The sequence below is a fragment of the Ktedonospora formicarum genome (genome assembly GCF_016587355.1).
GTDB classification, from domain to species: Bacteria; Chloroflexota; Ktedonobacteria; order Ktedonobacterales; family Ktedonobacteraceae; genus Ktedonobacter; species Ktedonobacter formicarum.
The window spans coordinates 651,545-667,337 of the sequence record NZ_BNJF01000001.1 but is presented as its reverse complement, the minus strand read 5'-3'; the positions used below and the strand labels follow the sequence as shown (position 1 = coordinate 667,337).

The window sequence follows — 15,793 nt, the reverse complement described above, 5'->3', positions numbered from 1 at the left end:
GTCATTCCTCCTGTAATCTGGATTACGCAGACGGTCTAGTCAAGACCGAGAATGCGGCGGTTGGTGGCTTCATCGGCGGCTCCGCCTGCGAAGTCGTCAAAGGCTCTGGTTGGCGTGTCAATGAGCATGCTCTGAATGAACTCCGCGCCCTCGCGCGCGCCCTGCTCAGAGTCCTTGATGCAGCATTCCCACTCCAAGACAGCCCAGCTTGAGTAGCCAATCTGTGTCAGTTGCGAGAAGACTCGCTTGAAGTCGACCTGTCCATCGCCAAGGCTGCGGAAGCGACCGGGGCGGTCCTGCCAATCCTGGTAGCCACCATAGACGCCAGAGCGAGGTGAGGAATTGAACTCGGCATCCTTCACATGGAAGGCTTTGATGTGATCTTTGTAGTATGTGATGTAATTGATATAGTCGAGATGTTGCAGGACAAAGTGTGAGGGATCATAGAGGATATGCACCCGCGAGTGATTGCCAGTCGCCGCCAGGAAGCGCTCGAACGTGACACCATCGTGCAGGTCCTCTCCTGGATGGATTTCGTATGCCAGGTCAACACCATGCTCCTCTGCAACATTCAGAATTGGCTGCCAGCGCTGGGCAAGCTCTTTGAAGCCCAGTTCTACCAGCCCTTGTGGGCGCTGGGGCCAGGGATACATGGTATGCCAGAGGAGCGCTCCCGAGAAGGTTGGGAGAACGTCGAGGCCCAGGTTGCGCGAGGCTTTAATGGCTTTAAACATCTGCTCAACTGCCCACTTTGTCCGCTCAGAAGGATTGTTATGTAGAGTGGCGGGAGCAAAGGCGTCGAACATGATATCAAAGGCTGGGTGGACGGCGACGAGTTGCCCAATAAGATGTGTCGCTAATTCGGTGATCTCCAGCCCATTGCACTGCCCTTTGAGGTCGTCACAATACTGCTTCGACTCGGCAGCTTTGTCCAGATCGATGAAATGCGAGTCCCACGCCGGGATTTGAATGCCTTTATAGCCAAGGTCTTTGGCCCAGGCAGTAATGCCTTCGAGGGTATTATATGGTGGCTCGTCCTGAGCGAACTGCGCCAGAAATATGGCTGGTCCTTTGATCTGTGACATTGATCGTTTTCTCCTTTGGTGGTACTTCCGTGTACGACTTCTATGATGTAGTGTCAGGTTAGTCGTAAATGAGATTGCCTCTACCAGAGGGGCTCTTGCGAGGGTAGTGGCGCTGGGCGCTCACATGTGCTGCTCAATTCGATATGGCGACCCTCGTTTGAGGATTCATGAATGGACTGCATGATATCAAGTACATGATACGCCATCTCGCCATTGGCGCGATGCTGTGTACCCTTGCGTATCGCGTGCGCCATATCCGCGACGCCGATGCCACGCGAGTTCTCTGTATTGCCATGGGTCAGGGGAACATCGGTCCACTCGCGGTCGCCAGCGCGACGTACTTTTACTGTGCCACCAAATGTATTGGGGTCGGGCACGCTGATCGAACCTTCAGATCCATAGATTTCGATTAATGGGTGCTCATGTGACCAGATATCGAAGCTGGTTGTAACAGTCGCAATCGCGCCGCTGACGAAGTCGAGATTACCTACAACGTGTGTGGGTGTCTGCACATTAATCTTCTGGCCCGCGAAAGGCTGACTGGTGATGAGGCGTTCGGGGAAGGTAATACGTGTGGTTCCAGAGACGCGGCGCACAGGGCCTAGCATTGAGATAAGCGCGGTCAAATAATAGGGGCCCATGTCAAACATTGGTCCACCACCGATATGATAGTAGAACTCTGGATTGGGATGCCAGCTCTCGGGTCCATGCCCCATCATATAGGCGGTCGCCGCGACAGGCGTTCCAATGACGCCATCGTTGATGAGCTTGATACATGTCTGAATGCCACCGCCCAGGAAGGTGTCGGGGGCGCACCCAACCCGTAGGTTGTTCGCGCGGGCGGTCTCCAGTAGTGGCTGTGCCTCGGCGCGGCTGACGCCCAGCGGCTTCTCGCTATAGGTAGATTTACCAGCCTGAAGCGCCGCAAGCGCGATTTCGGCATGTACTTTGGGGATGGTCAGGTTGAGCACGATGTCGATGTCTGGATCGGCGAGTAGCTCTTCTACTGTGCAGACCTTGGGTACATTGTACTTCTCTGCCTGGGCACGCGCTCGATCTAGATCAATATCTGCGCATGCGACAATGTTTAAAATATCGAACTTACTTGGAGCTTCTAGATAGATGGAGCTGATTACTCCACATCCGATAATACCTACGTTGACTTTGTTATTCACTTCCAAGTCAAAGCCTCTTTCCTTGAGCTATGGCTCTACAACCAAGTGCCATGAAGATGTTAATGTGTCGATTCACCACTCATGCGCTTGAGTGTGCCCAACTCGGTTTCAAAGCAGTGTTCAGGTCATGGTTGCCGTTCTAAGATCCCCCTTAAGGGCACGGCTGAACACCGTTCAGATGTCCAACGCTTCTGGCGCATTGGTGCATGCTTTGACCGCATGGTAACAGCGCTTTGTTGGCACCAACAGTATACCTATCTACTAAGTCTACAACATATGGCTGCCCTATTGGAAGATATGAAAGCAGGCTAGCATTGAAATATTGTATTCTCAGGATGATCTCAGAAACCTCTTAGTCAGGTATCAGAGTACGGTGCTATACTACTCTTGCTATACCACACATGGAGACCAAAAAGAAGAAGAGAGTATCGCATGAAAGCACACTTGCTGGTCGTAGATGATGACCCGCGCATTACTGATTTATTGAGACGTATTCTTGCTTATGAGGGGTACAGCGTCGCTGTGGCGGCTAGCGGTGATGAAGCGCTCAAGCGAACATTAGAGCGCGCGCCTGATATTATTGTTCTGGACGTGATGCTTCCCGGACTGAACGGGTTGGAGGTGGTACAGCGCCTACGTGTGGCAGGTGATAATGTACCTATATTACTCCTGACCGCGCGCGATACGGTCGCGGATCGTGTTAAAGGGTTCGAGGTTGGTGCGGACGATTATCTTGTTAAGCCTTTTGCCCCGGAAGAATTGGTTGCTCGTATCAAGGCTATGTTGCGGCGCAATCAGGCTGAACGCCATGAAGTCTTACACTACGTTGATGTGGAGTTGGATACGGGAACGCGTGTCGCGCATCGCGGCCCACGTGAAATCGAGCTGTCTCCGACAGAGTATGAGTTGCTGGCCCTCTTCTTGCGTCGCCCTAGACAGGTCTTGACCCGCGATATTATTATGGATCGCGTATGGGGACTCGATTTTGAAGGCTCCTCAAATGTGTTAGAGGTTTATATCGGTTATCTGCGTACCAAGCTGGAAGCCGATGGTGAACCACGTCTTATTCATACCGTTCGTGGCATTGGTTATGTCTTTAAAGAGTAAAGCACTGATTGTTCAAGAGCTCTACGATCCAAATACGCCATCTCTACCAGCTCAGAAACGCCCTCGCCTTCTGCGCCTGCACCTTATGACCTGGTATGGGGGCCTTGTGGCGATGTCTCTGGTGGTCTTTGGTGTACTCGTCTTTCTTCTCACTACCCAGTCGCTATATAACGGCGTGGATAACTCATTACGAGCTGAGGCCGGGACTGCTCAGGCCAATATTCGCTCAGAGCTTACACGCAATGCCTCTATTTCAGGAAATACTATCTGGCCCCCCGATTGGTGCTCAATGTCATTGATACCCATAGCCTCTCCAAGGATACGCTTGGTATTACGGTGAAAGTTTTTGATGAGCGAGAGGGTGTGCGCTATATCTCCAAGAATGACGCGCTTAACATCGAGCCCTCTCCTGAAGTCTTTCAGCAGGCGCTCTCGAAACAGGATCAACAAATTTATACAACCACGGGCAAGGATAAAGAGCCAATTCGCGTCCTGGTGGAGGCGATTCATGGACTTGGTTTAAATCAGACTTCAGGGACCCCTGGGACAATTGGTGTGCTTATGGTTGCCAAGTCCTTGCATGCTGAAGAGGCTACCAAGGCCCAATTATTACTCCTGCTCTGCATATCTGGGAGCATTGTACTCATTACGGCTCTTAGCGTGGGCTGGGTGATTACAACCAACGTTCTGAGCCCGCTATCCGATATCGTCGCGACGGCGCGCAATATTGCCAATGCGGCGCGGGGAGTCCATGTTGGGAACCTCAATCAGCGTGTGGAGCGTCCTCGAGGTCATGATGAGATGATTGAGGTGGTGGATACGTTTAACGAGATGCTCGCGGCGCTAGAGAAGGCAACCAAGGCTCAGCATCGCTTTATTGCGGACGCCTCCCACGAGTTGCGCGCGCCCCTGACGACTATCCAGGGAAATCTGGCATTCCTTCAGCGCCATTCTGATGAGCTTCCATCGGATGAGCGTAAAACAATGCTCCTCGATGCGCATAGTGAGACCTTACGCCTGGCTCGCCTGGTCGATGAGTTGCTCCTTTTAGCGCGCGCTGAGGCCAATTCAGATACCTCCAAGACCCTTTCTCATAAGGAAGATTCGCAACCGCTTCGCGCCGAGAGTGGTTCGCGTGAGCAGCCGGTGGAATGGGATCATGCGCTGCTGCAATTGGTGCGCCAGCTTCGAGGACGCATGGTTATCGACAAGTCGTCGCTTAAGCTCGAAGTGAGTCATATTGAGCCAGTGCGTGTGTATGGAAGTGAAGAGAGTCTGCGCCGCATTATGCTGATCCTGATAGATAATGCTTTGAAGTATACGCCTATACGCGAGGATGGGCGATCCGGAACAATCACCGTGTCTTTGAAGCGAGAGAACAATGAAGCTCTGCTCCAGGTAAAAGACAATGGTATCGGGATTGAGGCAGATGATCTTCCCCATATCTTTGAGCGCTTCTACCGCGCGGATCGCGCTCGTTCCCGTGAGGGAACTGGCCTTGGTTTGTCTATTGCCCAGATGTTAGTTGAACAGCTTAATGGACGCATCACTGCCGAAAGTCAACCAGGGGAGGGGAGTATCTTTAACGTCTGGCTTCCTCTTGCTATGTAATCGGATTGACTGAGAATAAGCTTATGTTTTCTCCGCCTGTTCTCAGTCAGAATTCAGCTTTATCACAGTCTTACCTCATGACAGGTCGTTATACTTCTCGCATTGAGTGTGAAGCACATTTATGCCATTTGATTCTTTCTACACGACAACGTTTACGTTAATAGATACATACATAAGCATGTCCTGCAGGCTGCTTGTGTGTGTGAATAATCTCTTGCCTCAACCAACATATGCATTGCTAACAGTAATTCCGCCTGTGTTTCAGGATACCAGCGAGCTGTCGCGGCTGATGGGAGGACCTGAATAACGACACTATACTAACTATAGCAGCGTGTTAGGGGGATGGTTATGAGTGCATGTTATGGGCTTAAACAGGCTGTTTTTAAGGAGAAGCAACAATGTTTCTAACGCAAGGCATCTGGCCGTGGGTGGCGTTTAATGCCTTCGTCATCATATTATTGGCCCTGGATCTGGGGGTCTTTAACCGTAAGTCGCACACGGTTTCAATCAAAGAGGCACTTATCTGGAGTGTGGTGTGGATCTCATTGGCTCTGGCCTTTAATGTTGGTATCTACTTCTTTCAAGGTCCGGATATCGCGCTTCAGTTCTTAACAGGCTACCTGATTGAGAAGTCTTTGAGTGTTGACAACATATTTGTGTTTGTCTTGCTCTTTACCTTCTTTGCTGTCGACCCTAAATATCAGCATCGGGTACTCTTCTGGGGCGTCCTGGGTGCGCTGGTGATGAGGGGCGCTCTGATCGGTGTTGGCGCGGTTCTGCTAGATACTTTCCATTGGATCATTTATATCTTCGGCGCTTTCCTGGTCTTTACCGGGATTCGTATGGGCGTGCAGAAGAATGAGGAGGTGCATCCCGAACGCAATCCCATACTCAAGTTGATGCGTCGTATACTCCCTGTCTCAGATAATTACGATGGCGCGCGCTTCTTTACGAAGATCAATGGTAAGCGTCTGGCGACACCATTGTTGCTCGTCCTGATTGTCGTCGAGACGACAGATCTGGTGTTCGCGGTCGATTCAATTCCCGCGATTTTCGCCGTTACTAATGATCCCTTTATCGTCTACACTTCGAACGTCTTCGCGATCCTGGGGCTGCGTTCGCTCTACTTCGTCTTCGCCAACATTATTCACAAATTCCACTACTTAAAGCTTGGTCTAGCGGTTATTCTCTCCTATGTTGGTGTCAAGATGCTGGTCGCGGATTTCTTCCACATCCCCACGTTCCTCTCACTTGCGATTATCGCGCTGGTGCTGACCGTTGCCATCATTGCTTCAGCCATTCGCGCGCGTCGTATAGGGGAGACGGCCTCGCACAAGGAGGAGAAGGAGACTACAAAGGTACCCTCCTAGTATATCCTATAACAGCAATTGAGGAGTGGCAAGTCGCCACTCCTCAATTGCTGTTATGCGTATTCCCAGTCCATCTCTTTAAGCAGATGTTGGAGCGCTTGGGAGGCCTTGCGGAAGAGATTTGAGCCGCTGAAGCCTTGATATTCCCCTGCAGCTGCCAGATGTGGTTCAAGCGAGAGGAAGCCATCGTAGCCATCGGCGCGTAATCTGCGCAAGATATCGGGCCAGCGCCCGTCGCCAGCGCCCGCGACTACCAGTTCTCCGGCTGCGTTCACGTCCTTGACATGAACATATTCCAGCCAGGGAGAGATAGCCTCATAGGCCTCTGGATAGGGCTGCTGTTCGCATTGTAGATAGTTGGCGGGATCAAGCACGCCTCGCAACCTGGGTGAATTAATGCTCTTAAGCAGGTCAACGTTGCGCGCGATGGTGTCGCCAAAGATAAGCTTTTCGTTTTCGTGGATCAGGGTAACACCTGCCTCTTCGGCCTTACGTGTTAGCACTGTAAGGCGCTGAATAATCTCCTCACGGTAGGCGTCAATCCCTGGGGTACTCTCCTGTCCCTGTTCCGTGGCTTCTGTCAGCATTGGAGGATAGAAGGAGAAGATGCGGATATAGGGCGCATTCAGATAACGAGCCACTTCCAGCGCTCGCTCGAAGTGTTGCAGATGCTCCTCAAAGGAACTGGTGACTGGAACCTTGCCAATGGGTGAGGCAATGGCGGCGACGCCGATGCCCTCTGCCTCTAGTTCGCGTTTGATATCGGCAAGTTGGTTGTCGTTCAGTTGCAGGACATTGGTATCCCAGACGCCACGCAGGTCGATATAGTGAATGCCTTGCTCCTTGAGAACGGTAATCTGTTCGTGAAGATCAGGCGAGATTTCGTCGGCGAAAGCGGAGAGCCGAATCATGAAAATACTACCTCTTTCTTTGTGCGTGCGGACTCATAAATACCCAGGATGATTTCGACCGGATGGCGGGCTGATTGCCCATCGATGGCTGGTGAGCGGTTCTCGCGGATGGCGCTGATGAAGTCCGCTATCTGTGTGGCATGCGTTGAGGACTGAATATTGCTGGGATCGGCGGTTCCCGTTACGCTTGCTTCCTCCTCGGTTATCTTGCCGAGACCCGTTTGTCCGTAGGCTCCCACTGCCTCTTTCTCATCCCGTGCGAGGTGGAGGAATTTCAAGCGGTCATCTTCAATCACGCCTGATCCCTTCTCACCAAAGACTTCAATGCGGGTTGTGACACCGGGATAGGCTCCGGTGGTGGCTGTGATCGTGCCCAATGCCCCATTGGCGAAGCGCAAGATGGCAACGGCGACGTCCTCTGTCTCCATGGAATGGACCAGGGTGTCGGTATAGGCTTGCAGGCTCTTGACCGGACCCATAAACCATTGGAGCAGGTCGATGGAGTGGATCGACTGGTTCATGAGTACGCCACCCCCATCAAGTGCCCAGGTCCCGCGCCATTCGCCACTATCATAGTACGCCTGTGAGCGCCACCAGGGAATTGCTGCGTTGCCGAGCACGAGGCGTCCGAACGCGCCCTCTTCGATAAGTTGGTGAATGCGCTGGGACGCGGCATCAAAGCGATGCTGGCTGATAACTGTCATTGTGCGCCCGGTCTCACGCTGCACATTCAGCATCTCCTGTATGCGTTCGAGCTGAATTTCCATGGGCTTCTCGACAACGATATGCAATCCGGCTCGCATGGCGTCACAAGCTGGTGTGCCATGTAATCCGCTGGGTGTGCAGATACAGACCGCGTCGAGTTCGGTCTCTGTCCACATCTGCTGGTAATCTGTGTAGGTGGCTACGTTGTATTTGCTTCCTAACTTCTGCGCTCTCTCTTCGAGAATATCTGCAACTGCAACCAGTTGGGCATCGGGAAGGGATGAAAGTGCCTGTGCGTGTAACTGACCAATCACGCCGCAGCCGATAATGCCAAAGCGTAGCTTTTCCATCAAGAATAAAACCTCCAATGGTTCGAGCCGGTCGTTAACGTGCATAAGTCTATGAGGGAGCCTCATGCTCCCAACCGGCTTGCCTATTATGGATAGGATATCACACTCGCATGTCTTGCTTCAGCCACAGGACGCATTTTCGCACTATGAAGGTCTCCAAAGTGTCGTCAAGTGTGAGGAAGGTGTGTGATATGATGGCGATAGTTTATCAATGCTAGTGGAATTTGAGGTGTCGAGCGTCGTATGTTCAAACCCTTACTGATAATCGTGAACGGTCCGTCAGGTGCTAGCTGCCCATAGACCTGAGTAGCCAGCACTAGCAGTCAACAGGCATTGACTCTTATGAGAGAAGTGTGTCACGGATAGCGCGAAGCGAGGGATGATTGCTGTTCTGAATAAAGTGCTCTGTGAGACCAAGTGTTGCCAGATAGAGAGATTGGAGGGCTATCTCTCCGCTCCAGGCCTTGCGACGGAATGCGTTGAAGTCCTGGTGCACGATCTCGATATACTCATTTTCATCTAGTTCTTGTTCTCGCGTCTGTGTGACACCCAGCGCCAGAAACGCATAGACGATGTTACCCTGGTTTGCTGGATTGGCGTAGCTCTGCCCCACCTGGAAGAATTCACCTCCACTGTACCCAGTCTCCTCGCGAAGCTCGCGCTGAATGGCGGCGAGCGGGTCACGGTCCGATGGTTCCACCGCGCCGCCGGGGAGCCCCAGCAAAATTTGTCTCGCGCCATGGCGATATTCACGGACAAGGACGATTTTACCCTCAGTCGTCAGGGCGATGACATTGACCCAGGGCAATGCTTCTAGCACGTGGTAGGATTCGATGATGTGTCCTTGGGCGGTCTTACAGGTATCGGTACGTATGCGTAACCAGGGATCTTCATAACTGATGCGGCTATCTACTACTTGCCAGGGGGCCAGGTCCTTTGGCATGATGTCTCCCTTTTCTTAAAAAGTCGTTGCCCACTGAACAGGCAGCGGGCAACGATCTCTCATAACGACTTTTGCCTCTTTTGGGCCAAATTCACCCCGGCATTATAGGCTAATCTACAAGCCAATGCAAACAGATTTGACCTCGGTGTAGTTCTCTAACACCTCATGTCCCATCTCTCTACCCCAGCCCGATTGTTTATAGCCTCCAAACGGCAGCGCGGCATCAAAGACGCTATAGCTATTGATCCAGACTGTTCCCGCGCGTAAGCGGGCCGCGAAACGATGCGCCTTTGAGATGTCATTGGTCCAGATGCCAGCGGCCAGCCCATATGTGGTGTCGTTGGCTAGTGGCATAATCTCGTTGGGATCTTTGAAGGGGATGGCTACCACAACCGGGCCAAAGATTTCCTCTTGCACTACTTTCATATCTTGCTTGGCATCAACGAGCACTTTGGGCTCGACAAAGTAGCCCTTTTCTCCGAAGCGCTTACCTCCTGTGAGGGCCCTTGCTCCCTGGCTGAAGCCCGATTCCAGGTATCCACAAACACGATTGAGTTGCTCATCAGATACGAGCGGCCCCATGGTCGCGGTTGGATCAAAGCCTGATCCCAGCTTAATCTTTTGCGCTTCTTCCGCGACCCCCTCTACCACTTCATCGAAGACTCCTTGTTCAATGTAGAGCCGCGATCCGGCGTTGCAGCATTGACCATGATTGAAGAAGATCGCGAAGGCTGCCCCTGGAATGGTTTGTTTCAGGTTGGCGTCTTTAAAGACGATGTTTGGCGATTTTCCGCCTAGTTCCAGGGAGACCTTCTTGAGATTGCCAGCCGCAGCCTTCACAATGATTTTGCCCACCTCTGTTGAGCCTGTGAATGCAATCTTATCCACGTCTGGATGTGCAGCCAGTGCGGCTCCGGCGGTTTCTCCATAGCCTGGTACAATGTTAACAACGCCCTCCGGAATACCCGCTTCAAGGATCAGTTCGCCCAGGCGCAGGGCTGAGAGCGGGGTCTGCTCGGCAGGCTTCAGGACGATGGTGCAACCAGCGGATAGTGCCGGTGCCAGTTTCCATGCGGCCATCAATAAGGGGAAGTTCCAGGGAATAATTTGACCTACGACTCCGATGGGCTCACGCAGGGTATAGGCAAAGAAGGTCGAGCGCGGAGCTGTGACACCAGAAATGGGAATGGTGTTGCCTTCAATTTTAGTGGCCCATCCTGCCATGTAACGAAAAATATCGACGGCGAGAGCGACGTCAGCCGCCTTGGCGACCTTTACGGACTTACCGTTGTCAAGTGCCTCCAATTGGGCGAACTCATCAGCATGCGCTTCTAGCAGGTCTGCGAGTTTCCAGACCATGCGTCCACGCTCTGAAGGGCTTATGTTGCGCCAGGGACCACTCTCGAAGGCTTTACGCGCCGCCTTTACTGCACGTTCGATATCTTCTTTGTCTCCTTCGGCGACATGCGCCATCACTTCGCCAGTGGCTGGATTGTATACAGGAAACGTTTTGCCAGAGGCGGCTTGCACCCATTTGCCATCGATGAGCATGGGCCTGGGTTGGGTAATAAAGGAACTGACCTCTGGAACAATCTTGATTTCGGTGTTAGAAACAGCCATGTTTCATACCTTTCCTTTGCTAGACAGCATTGTCATGCCTGATAGGCAGAGAACAAACAATCGGAGGGGGAATCTATCTCGCCCTCTCCTTCTACTGTAACTTCCTGGCTTTCAGCGGGCGATAAAGTGTGAGAAAAGAATGTCTTCAGATGGACTACAACGAGGCAATAACACAAGAGGAATACATCCGATGAGCTCCATTCACTGGATCGTGTCTTTTCTTGCTGTGACGAAGAAACGCGCGAATCTTGGCAGCAAGGAAATTGCTCATCGGATGAGTACTCATATATTGAGTATAATGGGGAAGCAAAAGTGAAGTCAAGGAACATAGTTTCAAACTAACGTTCCTTTTTTTGGTAAAATTACCTACTCATGACCCTTCGGCTTTATTCCTATTTCGCGCCAACCTCGACCCAGGCGTCATAGGCGGCTTGCCCACCGGGGATGCCTGACACAATATCGTTGGCGGCAAGTGGCACAATAGGAGCTCCGCTGGTGACGCGATTGACTCCTACCCACCCATCGCGCATCCAGACCGTACCTGGCAAAATATCCTCTGTGACATGCGCCTGGGCCTCAAATTGGCCGCGTTTATTTGTAATCACAATTGAGGTCCCGCGCTCAATGTGTCGTTTCTGGGCATCCACGGGATGAATCCAGAGCTCAGGTCTTGGGTTGGCTTTAGCGAGTGTCGGGAGGGCCTGTCCTTCGTCGAAGAAGGCGTGGAATGCTGTCAGCGTGCGACCCTGGCAGAAGCGTAGCGGATACTCATCGCCAGCTGGTGCTGTGTAGGATGGGAGTGGCGCTAATCCGGCCTGCTGTGCGCGTTCGCTCCAGAACTCAACTTTGTGCGAGGACGTTTGGAAATTGTGGTCTAAGTAGGCGATGTGTGAAAGGTTGTTCTTCTGCCAGTAGCCTTTCTGCTGGCGCAGGTGCTCGACTGTGAGAGGCTCGCCTGTTTCCGTCTTTTGGGCGGAGAGGAAGGCGTTAATATAGTCTTCCTCGTCGCGCCAGGGGAAGATATTGTCTATATTAAGCCTGCGTGCTAGTTCACGTATGATCGTAATCAGGGAATGGGCTTCTCCGGCTGGCTGAAGGGCCTGCTCCATAAGATAAATATGTGTGGCGGTTTGCTTCAGGCCCATCACTTCCAGCCAGGCGGTGGCGGGCAGGATCAGGTCTGCGTAGCGCCGGGCTGTCTCGTTCATGAAGAGGTCATATGACATGATGAAGCCCGTTTGTTCAAGGCCGTGTGCGATGGCGTTTGAATCCGCGAAGGTTGAGAGCATATTGCTGCCACAGATCAGGAGTACATCGAGGCTTCTATTGACAAGGGCCTCTGTGATGCTGGTCATATGGCTGGGAATGCTTGTGGCGCTTGGCGCTTGCGGCGTGAGGTCCGCCAGAACGTTCGCATATCCAACCCCTTCAGGTGAGGCCCCGTGGCGCTGTCCTAGTCCTCCGCCCGCGAGGCCGTATTGGCCAGTCAGAGCGGGGAGGCAGGCAATGGCGCGTGCCGGTTCCCAGCCATGTTGATGTTTGAACATCGAGCTACCACCCATGACAATTGTGGCTGGCGTCTGCTGAGCATAGCGACGCGCGAGACCGCGAATGCGCTCCGGCTCAATACCTGTGATGGCACTTGCCCATTCTGGTGTGTACTGCTGAAGATGGGTCGCGAACTGGTCGAAGCCGAGTGTGTGGCGTTCAATAAATTCCTGATTGTGCATATCTTCTTGCACAATGACGTGTGCCAGAGCCAGGGCGAGCGCGGCGTCGCTACCAGGAGGAAGCAGGATGACCTCGTTGGCGTGCCGTGAAGCCTCGGTTCGCCGCGTGTCGATATGAATGATGTAGGCTCCACGTTTGCGTGCTTCTACCAGATGGGGTGCGAGGTCGGGCTGACTGGCGAGTGTGGCTCCCCAGAGTAGGATGGTCTGCGCGTTCGCGGCCATATCCTCTTTGGTGTTGGTCTTGAGCGCGCCCGTGAGCCCCAGCCCATAGCCACCCATGGCCCAGCAGACTATGGAGGTTGACCACTGCTGAAAACCACCTAGCATACCGAAGCGGCTGAGCAGGGTGTTATTCATTGGTCCTGTGGTGCCTGCGCCATGTCCACGCCAGAGCCCAACCCGGTCCGGTTGCGTTCGTTGGATGGACTCGGTGATCATGGTGTACGCATCTTCCCATGAGCATTGCTCCCATGTATTCTCGCCACGCTCTCCTACGCGGCGTAGTGGGTGCAATAGGCGTTTGGGATTCTCAAAGATCTCTTGACTTGCTCGTCCTCTGATACAGAGAAAGCCCCGGCTGTCCGGGTTTTGTTGGTCTCCCTTGAGTGAGAGTAGCTTGTTATTCTCGACTTCAACTGTCATCCCGCATTGCGTTGGCATGCAGTTCATAGGACACATCGTGGTAATCTGGCGTTTCCCGACCATGTTTGCTCCTTCATAAAGCCATACATTCCTCTGCCTCTAGAATACCACAGATTATGCCAGCCATTGCCCGGAATGGATTTCGACTCTACGTTGAATCTATAGATAGATAGAGATTTTTAGTTGATTGACTAAAAGTACCATGCCTTCCATCTTCTCTATCGCGAGTACGATGGTTTCGGCATGGACACGGATATACTATATACTGTCAGGGCTTGAGAGCAGGCTTTGGGCTTTATATTTTTATTGATGCTCTTGTTACATACGCTATATTTTTCATTCATCAAAGGATGACGACGTTGACACATGAGATGTTAGAGGATTCTGCGGCTGGACAAAAAGACACGGTCAGAGAGACACAACAGCGTCTCTTACATCAATTGGATGATCTTCAACAAGAGTTTAAAGAGCAGGCCAGGGATCATACCCACTCTTTGGCAGACCAGGTTCGCCAGCACCAGGAAGCGTTGAGTCTGTTTCGTGAAACATTAGAACAGTGGCTTGCAGATCAGCGTGTGCTCCTCTTGCGAATTCTTGAGGATCATACTCTGACCTTTCAGCAGACTCTAGAAACAGCGGGCCAGCAGTTCGCGAGCCAGTCTCAACGCTTAAATGATCAGGATTTGCGCTCGATCCAATTGCAAGAGACGGTTGCCAATGATCAGGAGGCGAATCGGCAATTGCAACAGGATATGCTTTCTCGAATAGAGGCGCAAGGGAAAAGAACTACATCTATCATGGCGCGCCAGGCGCAGCTTACGCTTCGGGTGGAGCAATTGGAGGAACTTACTCAGAGCCTTTCAACCCAGCTTGTCTGGCAGGGCGAACTGGTGCAGCAGCAATATCAGGCGTTGACGGATAGTCTGGCGGTGTGGGGTGAGCAAATTGAAGCTTGGAGGCAGGAGACCGATGCGCGTTTAGAGCAGATGCTACACCATGTGCAGCCTTCCTCACGTGCGCATGAAGAACTACCTCAGCATCCAGATCAGGACAGCGCGGAAACACCGCCTGCATCAGAGCCTCAATCGTTTCAAGCCCAATCTGTATCATAATAAAAACCAGCAAGTTCTGGTTGACAGTATGCTGGGGTTTAGATGGCCTGTGGTGTACAGCGTAAGAGGGCAACAGGCCATCGAGCTTATTATTTGTTCAGTGTCTCAAGTAACTCCAGGGCTGCGTGAGCCTCGGCTCCTCCTGCCTTCGCGTGATCTATAAGCGTGATTCCATGGGGTCCTCTGGCTGAGCACATTGTTGGATAGGCTCTTAATATTGCCTGAACGATTTCGATCTGACCGAGCATGGTAGCGGCGAAGATATCGATACGCGCCCCCTTTTCCAGCAGGTAGAGCGCGATCTCACGTTGTCCTGTGTGTGCCGCCGCTCCAAGCGCGGTCTCCCAGTCGCCACTACCCCAATCCCATGCGGCGTTGATTAGCGCGGGCTCTTGTTCGAGAAGTTCTTGGACACGCTTTAAACTACCGTGGGCATTTGCCACAAACTCATGGACAATCTCTTGCTCAAGCCTTGGTCTGGTATTCATATGCATACTCCTTCGCTTTGTCTGCCACTCAAATCCTGCTAGGAGTATCGCATAACTACCGGAACCGCGCTTCTCCAAAATCACCTTTTGGAGAAGCGATAGCTTTTTGGAGAGCAACCTATGCGCCGCCGAAAGAGCCAGCTAAAAGAGCCCAGGCTTTCAAAGCCTAGCGCGAAGCAAATCTCGGTAATGGGCATATTGGTCTGCGATAGCAGCCGTTGCGCACGTTCCAGGCGGATGTTGATGAGATATTGATGCGGTGTGGTGTGGAATATCTGCTTGAAGGCGCGTAGAAAGTGGGTTGGCGAGAGTGTCGCGACGTGAGCTATCTCATCAAGTGTCAATGGTTGGTCGAAGAAGGCAAGCATATATTCTCTGGCTCTATAGAGGCGATGGTAGAGTTCTCGACGCGTTACAGAGCGTAGAGGTGGTAGGGCTTCGATCTCCTTAAAGATATTTCGGCGCACCTGAAGCACGCTGGTTATGATCTCACAAGCTAGCTCATCGAGTGGTGCCGCCTCATAGTATAGGTTGGATTGCATAGTGCGCAAGCGGGAGAGCAGTGAGGAAAGCAGTTGATCATGCGCGTATGTGCGCTCAGAGAAGTTCAGTAATTCTGTGCGTGGCTTCTCCGGCTCGTCGAGCAAAAATCCTGTGGAGGTGACAAGGCTCCGATAGACTTCCTCTGCGAAGCCTGCTCGAAAGAAGAGGCAAAATGATTCGACTGGCGTCTCTGCCTCAATCGCGATAGTATAGGGCTGCCCGTGATTGACGATAAAATAAGAAGTGTCATCAACGGCATAGAAGCCCCGTCCGAGCGTGTAGAGCGCACGCCCAGACGAGAACGTTTTAATAGAGAGTTCCGCCTGCCCTTCCCAATAATACTCACGCGCTTTTTCATGCAAAATATAGCCTGGAAATGCCATATACTTCTCCTTAAC

14 protein-coding genes are annotated in these 15,793 nt (G+C 52.4%); 5 read left to right on the top strand and 9 right to left on the bottom strand.

Annotated elements, in window-relative coordinates; genetic code table 11:
• Positions 1–35: 35 nt before the first annotated feature.
• The gene (locus K3T82_RS02970; RefSeq protein WP_220192007.1) at positions 36–1,085 is read right to left on the bottom strand and encodes a sugar phosphate isomerase/epimerase family protein; all 1,050 of its coding nucleotides are present in this window, start codon (positions 1,083–1,085) and stop codon (positions 36–38) included.
• Positions 1,086–1,165: 80 nt separating this feature from the next.
• Entirely contained in the window at positions 1,166–2,260 is a 1,095-nt protein-coding gene (locus K3T82_RS02965; protein ID WP_236031225.1) for a Gfo/Idh/MocA family protein, read from the bottom strand.
• Between the two features lie 432 nt (positions 2,261–2,692).
• Between K3T82_RS02965 and K3T82_RS02960 the strand changes: the two genes are divergently transcribed.
• The 4 genes from K3T82_RS02960 to K3T82_RS02945 all read left to right on the top strand — a co-directional run bounded on the left by K3T82_RS02960 (position 2,693) and on the right by K3T82_RS02945 (position 6,348).
• Complete coding sequence (locus tag K3T82_RS02960; protein WP_220192005.1) at positions 2,693–3,367, top strand: response regulator transcription factor; 675 nt, start codon at positions 2,693–2,695, stop codon at positions 3,365–3,367.
• Positions 3,351–3,707: a hypothetical protein gene (locus K3T82_RS02955; protein WP_220192004.1), complete on the top strand. Its 357-nt coding sequence runs from the start codon at positions 3,351–3,353 to the stop codon at positions 3,705–3,707. Before K3T82_RS02960 ends, K3T82_RS02955 begins: the two co-directional genes overlap by 17 nt.
• Positions 3,650–4,978, top strand: a complete 1,329-nt coding sequence (locus tag K3T82_RS02950; protein ID WP_220192003.1) for a sensor histidine kinase — start codon at positions 3,650–3,652, stop codon at positions 4,976–4,978. The genes K3T82_RS02955 and K3T82_RS02950 overlap by 58 nt, the downstream gene beginning before the upstream one ends.
• A gap of 398 nt (positions 4,979–5,376) precedes the next feature.
• Positions 5,377–6,348, top strand: coding sequence for a TerC family protein (locus tag K3T82_RS02945; protein ID WP_220192002.1), 972 nt, complete (start codon positions 5,377–5,379; stop codon positions 6,346–6,348).
• Positions 6,349–6,401: 53 nt separating this feature from the next.
• Here the strand turns inward: K3T82_RS02945 and K3T82_RS02940 are convergent, their stop codons facing one another.
• The 5 genes from K3T82_RS02940 to K3T82_RS02920 all read right to left on the bottom strand — a co-directional run bounded on the left by K3T82_RS02940 (position 6,402) and on the right by K3T82_RS02920 (position 13,315).
• Positions 6,402–7,259, bottom strand: coding sequence for a sugar phosphate isomerase/epimerase family protein (locus K3T82_RS02940; protein ID WP_220192001.1), 858 nt, complete (start codon positions 7,257–7,259; stop codon positions 6,402–6,404).
• Positions 7,256–8,314, bottom strand: a complete 1,059-nt coding sequence (locus tag K3T82_RS02935) for a Gfo/Idh/MocA family protein (RefSeq protein ID WP_220192000.1) — start codon at positions 8,312–8,314, stop codon at positions 7,256–7,258. The genes K3T82_RS02940 and K3T82_RS02935 overlap by 4 nt, the downstream gene beginning before the upstream one ends.
• Before the next feature lie 340 nt (positions 8,315–8,654).
• Positions 8,655–9,257, bottom strand: a complete 603-nt coding sequence (locus K3T82_RS02930) for an NUDIX hydrolase (protein WP_220191999.1) — start codon at positions 9,255–9,257, stop codon at positions 8,655–8,657.
• A 114-nt stretch (positions 9,258–9,371) separates the two neighbouring features.
• The gene (locus tag K3T82_RS02925; RefSeq protein ID WP_220191998.1) at positions 9,372–10,877 is read right to left on the bottom strand and encodes an aldehyde dehydrogenase family protein; all 1,506 of its coding nucleotides are present in this window, start codon (positions 10,875–10,877) and stop codon (positions 9,372–9,374) included.
• 392 nt (positions 10,878–11,269) lie between these two features.
• Positions 11,270–13,315, bottom strand: a complete 2,046-nt coding sequence (locus tag K3T82_RS02920; RefSeq protein ID WP_220191997.1) for a molybdopterin-containing oxidoreductase family protein — start codon at positions 13,313–13,315, stop codon at positions 11,270–11,272.
• Positions 13,316–13,611: 296 nt separating this feature from the next.
• On the opposite strand from K3T82_RS02920, the gene K3T82_RS02915 reads away from it, so the two are divergent.
• Positions 13,612–14,364, top strand: a complete 753-nt coding sequence (locus K3T82_RS02915) for a hypothetical protein (protein WP_220191996.1) — start codon at positions 13,612–13,614, stop codon at positions 14,362–14,364.
• An 89-nt stretch (positions 14,365–14,453) separates the two neighbouring features.
• Here the strand turns inward: K3T82_RS02915 and K3T82_RS02910 are convergent, their stop codons facing one another.
• On the bottom strand, positions 14,454–14,852 hold the full coding sequence (locus K3T82_RS02910; protein WP_220191995.1) for an ankyrin repeat domain-containing protein: 399 nt from the start codon (positions 14,850–14,852) through the stop codon (positions 14,454–14,456).
• Positions 14,853–14,932: 80 nt separating this feature from the next.
• Complete coding sequence (locus K3T82_RS02905) at positions 14,933–15,778, bottom strand: helix-turn-helix domain-containing protein (protein ID WP_220191994.1); 846 nt, start codon at positions 15,776–15,778, stop codon at positions 14,933–14,935.
• Between the last annotated feature and the right edge of the window lie 15 nt (positions 15,779–15,793).

Excerpts from the sequence above, each read along its gene's own strand:
- K3T82_RS02970 (WP_220192007.1), bottom strand. The coding sequence starts at position 1,085 with ATGTCACAGATCAAAGGACCAGCCATATTTCTGGCGCAGTTCGCTCAG.
- K3T82_RS02960 (WP_220192005.1), top strand. The coding sequence starts at position 2,693 with ATGAAAGCACACTTGCTGGTCGTAGATGATGACCCGCGCATTACTGAT.
- K3T82_RS02955 (WP_220192004.1), top strand. The coding sequence starts at position 3,351 with ATGTCTTTAAAGAGTAAAGCACTGATTGTTCAAGAGCTCTACGATCCA.
- K3T82_RS02945 (WP_220192002.1), top strand. The coding sequence starts at position 5,377 with ATGTTTCTAACGCAAGGCATCTGGCCGTGGGTGGCGTTTAATGCCTTC.
- K3T82_RS02940 (WP_220192001.1), bottom strand. The coding sequence starts at position 7,259 with ATGATTCGGCTCTCCGCTTTCGCCGACGAAATCTCGCCTGATCTTCAC.
- K3T82_RS02935 (WP_220192000.1), bottom strand. The coding sequence starts at position 8,314 with ATGGAAAAGCTACGCTTTGGCATTATCGGCTGCGGCGTGATTGGTCAG.
- K3T82_RS02930 (WP_220191999.1), bottom strand. The coding sequence starts at position 9,257 with ATGCCAAAGGACCTGGCCCCCTGGCAAGTAGTAGATAGCCGCATCAGT.
- K3T82_RS02925 (WP_220191998.1), bottom strand. The coding sequence starts at position 10,877 with ATGGCTGTTTCTAACACCGAAATCAAGATTGTTCCAGAGGTCAGTTCC.
- K3T82_RS02920 (WP_220191997.1), bottom strand. The coding sequence starts at position 13,315 with ATGGTCGGGAAACGCCAGATTACCACGATGTGTCCTATGAACTGCATG.
- K3T82_RS02910 (WP_220191995.1), bottom strand. The coding sequence starts at position 14,852 with ATGAATACCAGACCAAGGCTTGAGCAAGAGATTGTCCATGAGTTTGTG.
- K3T82_RS02905 (WP_220191994.1), bottom strand. The coding sequence starts at position 15,778 with ATGGCATTTCCAGGCTATATTTTGCATGAAAAAGCGCGTGAGTATTAT.